The sequence below is a fragment of the uncultured Amaricoccus sp. genome (genome assembly GCF_937891315.1).
GTDB lineage: Bacteria > Pseudomonadota > Alphaproteobacteria > Rhodobacterales > Rhodobacteraceae > Amaricoccus.
In genome coordinates, this window is sequence record NZ_CALAGI010000089.1 from 23,300 (window position 1) to 35,658 (window position 12,359).

The following is a 12,359-nucleotide window of genomic DNA, read 5'->3' on the forward strand; positions in this document are numbered from 1 at the left end:
TGCAGAAACCATGCGGCGCCGGCGCGCCCAGGGCCGAAAGGTTAACGCGCCGCCGCGGCGGTTCGGGACTGGTTGAGCGCGAACAGCCGGGCGAGGATCTCGTCCTCCCCCATCCGCCCCGCCCGCCAGTCGTCGCCCCAGCCGTAGGCGTCGGCGACGGCTTGGTCGAGCCGGGCATGGGCATGGTCGAGCCACGCCGGACGCGCGTTGTAGAGGTTGGTCAGCGTCCGCTTCTTCAGCACCACCGCCGCCGCCTCGTCCTTCGGCAGCACCCGGTCGGGATACCCCGCCACCACCTCCGGCACCCGCACGACGAGATCGTCGGGATTCAGCCACGCCTCGCGCTTGGCGTTCAACTCCGCCGCCGCCGCCGCGATCGCCTGCGCCCGCGGGTCTCCGGCATAGTCGGCGGCGGGAATGTCGGGGGTCAGGCCCTCGGGGAAGGGGAAGGTCGAGAATACGCTCCCCGCATTGTAAACGGGATCGTTCCCAGCGCCATGCCACGAACAGTATTCAACGCTCCATAAGTAGTGAATCTTGGACTCAAGAATGCCGAGAGAGGCATCGTCGTCTCTCGCAATTATCATCAGCCTCTGATCTGGGAGCACCGAAACTGGCATCCATACGAACACCCTAAACTTAGATACCATCGGCGTTACGATTACACGATGTATTGAAGACATCGCAGAACGAAGGGCTGGCACAGTCTCTCCATGCAGCCACCAGTTGTCACGTCGCCACGCACGCTGATTTTGCAAGCGAAGAGGATAGACAAATTCTCGGACATGAGAAAAAGGCTTTTCGTATAGGGCGGCAGTTCTGCGATTCATGTTGTCAAAATCTACGATCCATTTGTCCGCAGGACGCCTAACGATGTCGTTTGCAATCCAAATTGGGCGCAGTACATCCGAGTTGAGCCGTCCGTTGGGATTCAGTGGCTCGTTCAGCCACTGCCTAGCTGTCTGTCCGGAAACATCAAATGGGCCGATCTTCGGAGGGCCTCGGAAAATGTATCTGTCTTGATTGTGGATCTTCGCTGGAGTGCTTCCACCGGTGTTGAGACGGGGAGAAATTGACGCTACCGGCATTCCATCCAGTTCGCGGCTATCTACAGGTTCCCGCGAACCACATATCAGCGACACGCGAACTGCGGCGCCCTCAACGACCCACGCTTCGTCGGACCATGCGGCATACAAATCGAAGCACGCAATGAACTTTACGAGTACAACGTTACTGAAGGACGATCGCACAGAATTTGTTGTCACGAACCCGACCCGGGTTGTCCCTTCCTCAGTTGATAGAGATTGTGCTAACCAATACGTCACTAAATCGGCGCTTTCTGGAACGATCCCGCGAAATGCTTGTCGGAGGGCGGACGTGTATGTCACACCAAGCTCACGGATATGTCTGCCGCCCCCCAGAAACGGCGGGTTCCCCACCACCACGTCCGCGTCCGGCCATTCGGCCCGCGTCCCGTCCTCGTTCAGGATCGCGTCCCGGCACTCGATCGTCTCCAGCGGCCGCAGGATCGGGTTGCGGGAGGCCTCGAAACCGTTGGCCCTCATCCACTGGATCTCGCCGATCCAGACCGAGACGCGGGCGAGCTCGGCGGCGTAGGGGTTGAGCTCGATGCCGCGCACCGCCTCCGGCCCGACCTCAGGAAAGCCGCGGGGCAGGCCCAGCGCCTCGGCCTCGAGGTTGGCACGGTGCTCGATGTCCTTCAGCGCCCGCAGGGCGAGATACAGGAAATTCCCCGAGCCGCAGGCGGGGTCGAGCACGCGGAACGCCTTCAGCCGGTCGAGAAAGCCGCGGTGCAGCGCCTCGGCCGCGTTGACCGCCCGCGTCCGCGCCGCGAGGTCGGCGCCGCGGAGCAGGCGTTCCGCCGTCGCCTGCGGCGCCGCGGCGAGCAGCGCCTCGATCCGGTCGCGGACCTCGGCCCATTCGGCGAGGAGCGGCCGCACGATCACCGGGTCGACGATCTTCATGATCTTGTCTCGGTCGGTGTAGTGCGCGCCGAGCTGGCTGCGCTTGCCGGGGTCGAGCCCGCGCTCGAACAGCGTCCCGAGGATCGAGGGGTCGATCTGGGACCAGTCGAGGCGGGCGGCCTCGAGCAGGTCGTCGACGTCGGACTTTTCGAGGGGCAGGGCGGTCGCGTCGTCGAACAGCCCGCCGTTGAACCAGTCGACCGCGGTGAATCCGACCCGGCCGCCGTCCTTCATCGCCGCGAACAGGAGCGCCGCGTGGCCGGCGAACTCGGCCGGGGCCGGGCGCGAGGCTTCGAGCATCTTCTGGAACAGCCGCTCGGGCAGCAGGCCGACGTCCTCGGCGAACATGCAGAAGACCAGCCGGTTGACGAAATGCGCCACCGTCGCCGCCGCGTGTCCCCGCTCGCGCAGGCGCAGCGCGAGGAGCGAAAACTTCGACGCCGCCTCCGCCGTCAGCGCGTCGCGCGTCCGCTTCGGGCGCAGGCGGTCGGGTTCGGTGAAGACCGCGCGCAACAGGTCGCGCTTTGCGCCGTCCAGCAGGTCGTCGAGGGCGAGGGTATGGGTCTCCTGCACCGTGTTGGTGAAGTTGGTGCGGATGACGATGCGGTCGGTGTCGCAGGTGACGAGGAGCGGCGGGTTCTCGAGCGCGACGGCATAGGTGAGGAGCTGGCGGTACGCCGCCTCGAGGTCCTTGTGGCGGCCCTTGTACTCCCAGCCGAAGCACTCCTTGCGCCAGACGTCGGCCCAGCCCTCGCCGCCGCCGGTCCTCGTCGCGCCCTTCTCGAAGGTGAACCACTCGCCGGTCGGGTCGGCCGCGACCGGGTCGTCGAGGCCGAGCAGGCGGCAGAGGTCGTTGAAGTGGGTCTGCGCGGTCGAGCGTTCCTTGAGGGCGACCGGCCGCCATTTGGCGATGAACTCAAGCGGTGTCATGCGTGTTCAGGAGACGGCGGCGGCGGGGCCGTCGGCGACGGACACCTCGCCCACCGCTTCGAAGAGGGCGAAGCCGTTGGGGTGGAGCTTCAGCCTGTCGCCGGTGCGTTCGGCGTTTTCGGAGATCGCCAGCGCGCCGGCGCCGGTGAGGGTGACCTCGTGCGTTTCGGGCGAGAGGTTGAAGACGCAGATGACCTCGGCGCCGCGCAGAAAGGCGAGGACGGGTTCGCTGGTGTCGAAGAAGGTCGTGCGCCCGGTGCGCAGAGCCTCGGTCTCGCGGCGGAGGCGGAGCATCCGGCGGTAGAGTTCGAGCACCGAGTCCGGGTCGCCCAATTGCCCCGCGACGTGCCGCGCGGCCTGGGGTCCCTTGATCGGCAGCCAGGGGCGCCCGGTGGAAAAGCCGCTGCTCGCCTCGGCATTGTCCCAGACCATCGGCGTACGGCAGCCGTCGCGGCCCTTGTTCTCGGGCCAGAACCGCTTGCCCTGCGGGTCGTCGAGCTCGAAAAATTCGAGATCGGTCTCGGTCTGGCCGAGTTCCTCGCCCTGATAGACGCAGATCGACCCCTGCAGCGACAGAAGGAGCGCGCCGGCGAGCTTGGCCAGAGCCTCGTCGCTCAGCCCCTGCTTCGACCAGCGCGTCACATGCCGGACGACATCGTGGTTCGAGAAGGCCCAGGTCGGCCAGCCGCCCGGAGCGCCGGTGAAGAATTCGTCAATCTGCCTCCGGAAATGCGCCGCCGAGAAGCCGTCGCCCAGCATCTCGAAGGAGTAGCATTTGTGCAGCCGCTTGCCGGTGGTGTATTCGCCCATCATGCGGATCGCGTGATGGGACTCGCCCATCTCGCCGACCATCGCCCGCGCTTCGTATTCGTCGAGCAGCTTGCGCATCCGTTCGAGGAACGGCAGGTTCTCCGGCTGGTTCTTCGAGAAGAGATGGTACTGCATCCCGTAGGGATTCCATTCCGGCTTGTCCTTGACGCGGAAGTCGGCCGGATCGTCGCGCAACAGCTTGTCGTGGAAGTAGAAGTTCACCGTGTCGAGCCGGAACCCATCCACGCCGCGGTCGAGCCAGAAGCGCATGGTCGAGAGCAGCCAGTCCTGAACATCCGGATTGTGGAAATTGAAATCCGGCTGCTCGGCCAGGAAGTTGTGGAGATAGTACTGGCGCCGCCGCGTCTCCCACTGCCAGGCGCCGCCACCGAAGATCGACAGCCAGTTGTTTGGCGGCGAGCCGTCATGCTTGGGATCGGCCCAGACGTACCAGTCGGACTTCGGATTGTCCCGGCTCCCGCGGCTCTCGATGAAATGCGGATGCTCCGAACTGGAATGCGACAGCACCTGGTCGATGATGACCTTCAGCCCGAGCTCATGCGCCCGCGCGACCATCGCGTCGAAATCGGCGAGCGAGCCGAACCGCGGGTCGATGTCGGTATAGTCGGACACGTCATAGCCCATGTCGGCCATCGGCGAGACGAAGACCGGCGACAGCCAGATCGCGTCGACGCCGAGATCGGCGAGATAGGGCAGCCGCCGGGTGATGCCGGCCAGATCACCGTCGCCGTCGCCATTCGCGTCCTGGAACGAGCGGGGATAAATCTGATAGGTCACCGACCCGCGCCACCATTCCGCCATGGACTCCCCCGATATATGGATGCCGGACCGGCACCCTAGCGCGCGGCCGGAAGGGGTTCAAAGCGTTTCGATGCGCGTCGCCGGTCCGCGCCGGCCCCGCTAGCGCGAGGCGACGCTTTTCGGGCCGGGCTCCTCCTTCCCGGGGTCGCGGCGCCGCCGCCCGTCGTCCGGGTCGCGGGTCCAGGGGCGGCCGGTATTGGCGAGGGCGCCTTCGACGGTCATGTGGCCCCGGTCGATCCAGATCGCCTGCGCGCCCTCGTGGCGCAGCGTCGCGGCGCCGATGAAGAGGCAGCGGCCGGACGGGCGAGCGTACCATTTCGGCGCGATCAGCACCGCCGCCGCCGCGCATTCCCGCGCACCCGAAGCCTGATCCGTCGCCCCGACATAGACGATCGGCCCGAGGCCCGGCACCTCGGTCTCGATCCGGGCGCGCCGACGGTCGAAGGCGCCGCGGGCGGCCGCCTCGGCCTGGGTCGCGGTATCGCCGTCATTCTCGAGCCAGCTTTCGGCCGCGTAGTTGTTGCCCTTGTCGACGCTCAGCGCCCGCCCCTCCGCCGTCATCACCCCGAAGAGCCGGCCATTGTCGGCGACGATCACATCGGGGCGCGGATACAGCGCCCAGAGCAGGAGCGCGAGCGCCATCGGCGCCACCCCGGCCCAGCGCGCGCGGCCGCGCCAGAGGACGAGAAAGACACCGCCGAGCATCAGCAGCGCGAGGCTGATCCCCGGCCCCGACTTCACCCCCACCACCGCGCCGCCCATGCCCGAGACGAAGGCGGCCACCTCGAGGATATAGCCGATGCCCCAGCCCATGATGGTGAAGGGCAGCCAGTCGAGGCCGAAGGGCGCGAGGATCAGGCCGACCACCGCCGCCGGCATCACCACCACCCCCATCGCCGGCACCCCGAGCAGGTTGGCGAGCAGGCCATATTGCGCCAGCGTGTTGAAATGGAAGGCCGAGATCGGCGCCGTGGCGGTGCCCGCGACCAGCGAGGTCATGGCGATGCCGATCACCGGCCTGGCGAACCGCCAGCGCCGATCGGTCTGCGTCGCCTGCCACCAGGTGAGCCCGCGCAACCCCTCGAAGCCGGCGATGAGCGCGATGGTCGCGGCGAAGGACATCTGGAACCCGGCCTGCGTCAGGCTCTCCGGCGCCAGAGAGAGCACGACGAGCGCGGCGAGCGCGATCGAGCGCAGGGTGATCGCCGGCCGGTCGAGCAGCACCGCGACGAGCACCACCGCCGTCATGACATAGGATCGCTGCGTCGCGACGTCCGATCCCGAGATCACCAGATAGGCCGCGCCGCCGATCAGCGCGAAGACGGCGGCGATCTTCTTCAGCGGCCAGCGCAGCGCGCACCAGGGGATGATCGCCAGCCCGTAGCGGACGATGGCGAAGATCGCCGCCGCGAGCAGGCTCATGTGCAGGCCCGAGATCGAGACGAGATGGTAGAGCGTCGAGACCCGCAGGTCGGCTTCGACCTCGCGGTCGATCCCGGAGCGGTCGCCGGTCAGGATCGCCGATCCGAACGCGCCGTTCCGCCCCGGGACCAAAGCCTGAATATGCGCCGACAGCGCCATGCGGGCACGAAACGCCATCTGGTGGAAGATCGAGGCGTCGCTGCCCTCAACCTCCAGCATCGGGGTCCGGGCATAGCCGACGGCGCCGAGCCGGTCGAACCAGGCGATCGCGCGGAAATCGAAGCCGCCGGGCTCGCCCGGGCCACCCGGCGGCGAGAGGCGCGCGACGCCGGTGACGCGCTTGCCCGGCGCGAGGATCGCGGGGTCCGTGCCCTCGGCCAGGGAGACGCGGATGGTCGCGGGCGTCTTCGACGGGTCGAGCCCGTAGATCACCACCTGGTCGAGCAGCACGCGAGGCAGGTTCGAGGCCGATCGGGTAAGACCGATCACCCTGCCCTCGACGGTCGCCGTGCGCTCGTAGCCGATCACCGGGGCGGCGACGATGATCGACCGCAGGCCGCCGGCGACGATCCCGAGCCCGGGCAGCATCGCGCCGATGAGAAGCACCCGCCCCATGGGCCCGAGCCGGAAGCAGGTGGCGGTCCCGACCATGAGCCCGCCCGCCATCGCCGCCAGCATCCAGGGCGCGGGTTCGAACGGCAGTGAAAAATAGATCGCGATCCCGGCCGCGAACAGCACGGGCACCCAGAGGGCGAGGTTCGGTCCCTGGGCCTCGATGATCGCGGCGATCCGGTCGGCGGCCACGTCCCTTGTTCTCCGGTCGAGAAATCGCCTAAGACGACCCTCGCCCAACGATGGTTTCCACGGAGTTAAGGCATGCCCCCCGCCGATCCCGACACGCGCGTCGTTACCCGGTTCGCCCCGTCGCCGACCGGCTTTCTGCATATCGGCGGCGCCCGAACGGCGCTCTTCAACTGGCTCTATGCGCGGCATTGTGGCGGCACCTTCCTGCTGCGCATCGAGGATACCGACCGGGCGCGCTCCACACCCGAGGCGACCGACGCGATCTTCGCCGGGCTCAGATGGCTCGGCCTGGACTGGGACGGCGAGGCGACGAGCCAGTTCGCCCGCATGGACCGGCACGCCGAGGCGGCGCACGAGATGATCGCACGGGGCACCGCCTTTCGCTGCTATGCCAGCGTCGAGGAGATCGAGGCGTTCCGCGAACAGGCCAAGGCCGAGGGGCGCCCGCCGCTGTTCCGCTCGCCCTGGCGCGACGCCGATCCGGCGAGCTGGCCCGACGCGCCCTATGTCGTGCGTCTGCGCGCGCCCCGCGAAGGCGAGACGCTGATCACGGATCATGTGCAGGGCGAGGTGCGGTTCCGCAACGAAACGCTGGACGACCTGATCCTGCTCCGCTCGGACGGGACGCCGACCTACATGCTGGCGGTGGTGGTCGATGACCATGACATGGGCGTCACCCATGTCATCCGGGGCGACGACCATCTGACCAACGCGGCGCGCCAGACCCTGATCTATCAGGCGCTCGACTGGCCGGTTCCGGCCTTCGCGCATATCCCGCTGATCCATGGGCCCGACGGCGCCAAGCTGAGCAAGCGCCACGGCGCGCTCGGGGTCGAGGCCTATCGCGACATGGGCTTTCTGGCGGAGGCGATGCGCAACTATCTCGCCCGGCTTGGCTGGAGCCACGGCAACGACGAGTTCTTCACCACGGCGCAGGCGATCGCGTGGTTCGACCTCGATCACCTCGGCAAGGCGCCCGCCCGATTCGATTTCTCGAAGCTCGAAAACCTCAGCGGCCAGCACATGCGGGTGATGGCCGACGCCGATCTGCTGGCCGAAGTGGAGTCCTATCTCAATGCGCGGGATCTGCCGACGCTGACCGAAATCCAGCGCGGGTTGATGCTGCGTGGCATGCCGGGCTTGAAAGAACGGGCGAGAACCATACCTGAACTGCTTGAAATGGCGCGCTACATTCTGGCGGATCGCCCCTTCGTTCCCGACGCGGCCGCCTCGAAGGCGCTGGCCGCCGTGCCGCCCCATACCCTGGCGGCGGTGATTTCGCGCTTGCAACACACGAGCTGGACGCGGAATGATATAGAGGCGGCGGTGCGGAACTACGCAACGGGGGAATCGCTTGGACTTGGCAAGGTCGCGCAACCATTGCGCGCGGCCCTGACTGGCCGAACGATATCGCCGGGCGTTTTCGACATGATGGAGATTCTCGGTCGAGAAGAGGCACTTGCCCGGCTGGAGGATTGCGCGGCCTTGAGTTCGAAGACCTGAGCCCCGAAGCCTTGTGCCCGGGGCTGCTCAGGTTGATCGCGAGGTTGCGTAGTGTTAATGACGCCCGACCTTGAGGGGCGCGAAAACAGGGGAAGATGCAATGACCAATCAGGCTAATCCAACAGCCAAACTGACCATAGGCGACAAGACGCTGGATCTGCCGATCTACTCCGGGACGATCGGGCCGGACGTCATCGACATCCGTCGCCTCTATGCCGACGGCAAGGTCTTCACCTACGATCCGGGCTTCACCTCGACCGGCTCCTGCGAGAGCGCGATCACCTATATCGACGGCGACAAGGGCGAGCTCCTGTATCGCGGCTATCCGATCGAGCAGCTGGCCGAGAAGTCGCATTTCCTCGAAGTCTGCTACCTGCTGCTCTACGGCGAACTCCCCACCGCCGTCCAGCTCGAGGATTTCGAGGGTCGCGTCACCGGCCACACGATGCTGCACGACCAGATGAGCTACTTCTTCCGCGGCTTTCGGCGGGACGCGCATCCGATGGCGATCGTCTGCGGCGTGATGGGAGCCATGTCGGCCTTCTATCATGATTCGACCGACATCAGCGACGCCTGGCAGCGCGAAGTGGCCTCCATCCGGCTGATCGCCAAGATGCCGACGATCGTCGCCTGGGCCTACAAGTATTCGATCGGACAGCCCTTCGTCTATCCGAAGAACGACCTCGACTATGCCTCGAACTTCCTCAACATGTGCTTCTCGGTTCCGGCCGAGGATTACGTCGTTGATCCGATCTTCAGCCGGGCGATGGATCGTATCTTCACGCTGCACGCCGACCACGAGCAGAACGCCTCGACATCGACCGTGCGCCTCGCCTCTTCCTCCGGCGCCAACCCGTTCGCCTGCATCGCGGCGGGCGTGGCCTGTCTCTGGGGTCCGGCGCATGGCGGCGCCAACGAGGCCTGTCTGCGGATGCTGCGCGAGATCAAGTCTGTCGACCGCATCCCGGAATTTATCGCCAAGGCCAAGGACAAGAACGACCCCTTCCGCCTGATGGGCTTCGGCCACCGGGTCTACAAGAACTTCGATCCCCGGGCGAAGGTGATGAAGGAGAGCGCCGACGAGGTGCTCGGCCTGCTCGGCATCGAGAACAACCCGACGCTGCAGGTGGCGAAGGAACTGGAGCGGATCGCGCTCGAGGATCCCTATTTCGTCGAGAAGAAGCTCTATCCCAACGTCGATTTCTATTCCGGCATCATCCTCGATGCGATGGGCTTCCCGACCTCGCTCTTCACGCCGATCTTCGCGCTGGCGCGCACGGTCGGCTGGATCTCGCAGTGGAAGGAAATGCTGCAGGAGCCGGAGCTGAAGATCGGCCGCCCGCGCCAGCTCTATACCGGGCACACGCAGCGCGACTACGTGGACGTCGAGAAGCGCTGACGCCCCGGACCAGGGTTCGCCCGCGCGGGTGAGCGCGGAGGCGGAGCGACCGGGGCTGGACACAGCCCCGGTCCAGAGCAATATCCGACCAGACGGAATCGTCTGATGTTCAAGATATTGCGTTAAATCAAGACTCTGGAGCGGACGCGCCGGCTCCGCCGGATCGTCCGCTCTGGCTTGTTCGATCCCGAATCCTGACCTGGGCCAAGTCGAAATCGGCAGGTCGGGCCACGTCCCTCGGCCGGCCGCGTCTTGCTCGGCCGTTGGCTGGCGACGGCTCTCTGGCCGGGAGGAGCGAACTTCACCTGATCCGTCGTTTCGGGCGGTGGTTGAATGTCCGGTACTCGCCGGATCAGCCCTTCCGAAGCGCGATCTCGTCGAGCAGGATCTCCGCCGCCAGATCGGGGACGATACGGCCCGCCTCGACCTCCGCCACCAACCGCGCGCGCGTGGCCGCGGCGCGGGGATCGGCGGCCAGTCGGGCGATCAACCCGGATTCCACCGTCCGGCTGAAGGCGGAGACCGCCTGCTCTCGCCGCCGCGCGTCCCAGCTTCCGTTCGCCCGCCGCGCGGACACCAGTTCCTCCACCGCCCCCCAGGCGCCATCGAGACCGTCGCCGGTCAGCGCCGAGACGCAGAGTACCTTGGGAAAGCCCGGCGGATCGCCCGCCGGCGGCCGAATCAGCCGTGTCGCTCCGGTATAGTCCGCCCGCGTCCGCTCCGCCTGGGCGCGCAACTCGCCGTCCGCCTTGTTGACGAGGATGAGGTCCGCCATCTCCATGATGCCGCGCTTGACGCCCTGGAGTTCGTCGCCCCCGGCGGGTGCGATCAGCAGCACGAAGATGTCGGTCATCTCCGCCACCATGGTCTCGGACTGACCGACGCCGACCGTCTCGACCAGGATCACGTCGGCGCCCCAGGCCTCGACCAGCGGGATCGCCTCGCGCGTGCGCCGGCCGACACCGCCAAGGCTCGCCTGGCTCGGCGACGGCCGGATGAAGGCGCGGGGGTCGCGGGACAGCAGCTCCATGCGGGTCTTGTCGCCGAGGATCGAGCCACCCGAACGCGCCGACGAAGGGTCCACCGCGAGCACGGCGAGCCGCTTGCCGGCCTCGATCAACCGCAGCCCGAGACTTTCCACGAAGCTCGACTTGCCGACGCCGGGCGTGCCGGTCAGCCCGACGCGCACCACCCCGCGCCCCGGCCCGAGTCGCGTGAGCAGCTCGCGCGCCGCGGCGCGATGGTCCGCGCGGGTGGATTCGACGAGGGTGATGGCGCGCGCCAGCGCCCAGCGTTCGCCGGCGGCGACGCCCTCGGCCAGCACGGCGGGATCGGGTGCATCACGCAAGCTTCACCATCGCGTTCCACTTCGGTCTTGGCGTTCCGTCGCCTGTTTGGCATACCCGCGCACGACTGTCCCGCTCCTTCTTGATCTCATTCCTTCCTGACGCGCGAGGCTCGCCGATGCCGTATCTCCGCTCCGCCATGGGCGGCGCCCTGCTCGCCGCGGCGATCACCGCGCCCGCCGGCGCCGAAACGGCGATCTTCGATTTCTATATCGCCGGGATCAAGGCGGGCGAGGCCCGGCTCGACCTGTCCGAGACAAAGGGCGCCTATCAGGCGAAGAGCCGGATCGACGCGGCGGGCCTCGTCGGCGCGCTGGTGACGCTCTCCTACGACGGCAGCTCCTCGGGGCAGCTGACCCGCGACGGCGCCCCGGTGCCGAGCCTCTTTCAGGCGCATTCGGTGACGCCCCGCACCGACCGGCGGACCCGCATCGAATGGAAGGACGGGGTGCCATCGTCGGTTTCGGTCGAGCCCGCGCGCAAGAAGGCGCCGGACCCGGCGAAGCAGGGGGGCACGCTCGATCCGATCGCCGCCGCCTTCGCCGTCTTGCGCGACCTGCCGCGGGACCAGCTCTGCGACAAGACACTGATGGTCTTCGACGGCTCGCGCCTGTCGCGCCTGCGGCTCGAACCCGCGCGGGACACAGGCGACACCTTCACCTGCGACGGCAAGTACGCCCGGGTCGAGGGCGAGGCGCATTCCCTGTCGAGCCAGCGCGACTTCCCGTTCCAGCTCGTCTATGCCGAGCAGCCGAACGGCGTCGGCGTCGCCCATCAGGCTGCCCAGCACCTTGCGAATATGCGCGTGGGCTGCGGCCACCTCGGCAACGGTGGGAGTCTTGCCGGTGCCGATAGCCCAGACCGGCTCGTAGGCAACGACGAGCTTCGCTGCCGTCGAACCTGCAGGCACGCTGCCTTTGAGCTGCGTTTCGAGCACGGTCAGGGTCTTGCCGCCCTCGCGCTCGGCCAGGGTCTCGCCGATGCAGACAATCGGCGTCAGACCGGCACGCCACGCCGCTTCGGCCTTGGCACGCACGATGATATCGGTCTCGCCACAGTCGCTGCGGCGCTCGGAGTGCCCCACGATCACATGGCTGGCGCCGGCGTCCTTCAGCATTTCCGCCGAAATGTCGCCGGTATGGGCACCGCTTGCCTTGGCATGGCAGTTCTGGCCCCCGACCATCAGGCCGCTGCCCTTGACCGTTCCGGCTACCGCCATCACCAGCGTCGCCGGCGGGCAGACGAGCAGTTCGCGGTCCGACCAGCCGGCCTGGCTCATGCCGGCCGCGACATCCTTTGCAAGCGCCAAGGCATCGCTGGTGAGACCGTTCATCTTCC

6 protein-coding genes and 2 pseudogenes are annotated in these 12,359 nt (G+C 67.2%); 3 read left to right on the forward strand and 5 right to left on the reverse strand.

Features of this window, described 5'->3' with window-relative positions; translation table 11 throughout:
- Positions 1-41: 41 nt before the first annotated feature.
- From Q0480_RS08175 to Q0480_RS08185, 3 genes are all read right to left on the reverse strand, one after another.
- Positions 42-2,915, reverse strand: coding sequence for a DNA methyltransferase (locus tag Q0480_RS08175; protein WP_299131936.1), 2,874 nt, complete (start codon positions 2,913-2,915; stop codon positions 42-44).
- A gap of 6 nt (positions 2,916-2,921) precedes the next feature.
- On the reverse strand, positions 2,922-4,547 hold the full coding sequence (locus Q0480_RS08180) for an alpha-amylase family glycosyl hydrolase (protein ID WP_299131937.1): 1,626 nt from the start codon (positions 4,545-4,547) through the stop codon (positions 2,922-2,924).
- Between the two features lie 99 nt (positions 4,548-4,646).
- Positions 4,647-6,773 carry a ComEC/Rec2 family competence protein gene (locus tag Q0480_RS08185; RefSeq protein WP_299131938.1) on the reverse strand — a complete coding sequence of 709 codons (2,127 nt, stop codon included), beginning with the start codon at positions 6,771-6,773 and terminating at the stop codon, positions 4,647-4,649.
- Positions 6,774-6,845: 72 nt separating this feature from the next.
- Here Q0480_RS08185 and gltX point away from each other — a divergent pair, with 72 nt between their 5' ends.
- Together gltX and gltA are read left to right on the forward strand one after the other, a co-directional pair.
- Positions 6,846-8,276, forward strand: a complete 1,431-nt coding sequence (gene gltX, locus Q0480_RS08190) for a glutamate--tRNA ligase (RefSeq protein WP_299131939.1) — start codon at positions 6,846-6,848, stop codon at positions 8,274-8,276.
- A 100-nt stretch (positions 8,277-8,376) separates the two neighbouring features.
- Positions 8,377-9,675 carry a citrate synthase gene (gene gltA / locus Q0480_RS08195; protein ID WP_299131940.1) on the forward strand — a complete coding sequence of 433 codons (1,299 nt, stop codon included), beginning with the start codon at positions 8,377-8,379 and terminating at the stop codon, positions 9,673-9,675.
- A gap of 352 nt (positions 9,676-10,027) precedes the next feature.
- Here the strand turns inward: gltA and meaB are convergent, their stop codons facing one another.
- A complete protein-coding gene (gene meaB, locus Q0480_RS08200; protein WP_299131941.1) occupies positions 10,028-11,023 on the reverse strand; it encodes a methylmalonyl Co-A mutase-associated GTPase MeaB in 996 nt (331 codons plus the stop codon).
- Positions 11,024-11,160: 137 nt separating this feature from the next.
- Between meaB and Q0480_RS08205 the strand changes: the two are divergent.
- Positions 11,161-11,601, forward strand: a pseudogene (locus Q0480_RS08205) (DUF3108 domain-containing protein); the annotation flags it as partial.
- Between the two features lie 213 nt (positions 11,602-11,814).
- On the opposite strand, the pseudogene tpiA reads toward Q0480_RS08205, so the two are convergent.
- A pseudogene (gene tpiA / locus Q0480_RS08210) lies at positions 11,815-12,354 on the reverse strand (triose-phosphate isomerase); the annotation flags it as partial.
- Positions 12,355-12,359: the final 5 nt, after the last annotated feature.

Excerpts from the sequence above, each read along its gene's own strand:
- Q0480_RS08175 (WP_299131936.1), bottom strand. The coding sequence starts at position 2,915 with ATGACACCGCTTGAGTTCATCGCCAAATGGCGGCCGGTCGCCCTCAAG.
- Q0480_RS08180 (WP_299131937.1), bottom strand. The coding sequence starts at position 4,547 with ATGGCGGAATGGTGGCGCGGGTCGGTGACCTATCAGATTTATCCCCGC.
- gltX (WP_299131939.1), top strand. The coding sequence starts at position 6,846 with ATGCCCCCCGCCGATCCCGACACGCGCGTCGTTACCCGGTTCGCCCCG.
- gltA (WP_299131940.1), top strand. The coding sequence starts at position 8,377 with ATGACCAATCAGGCTAATCCAACAGCCAAACTGACCATAGGCGACAAG.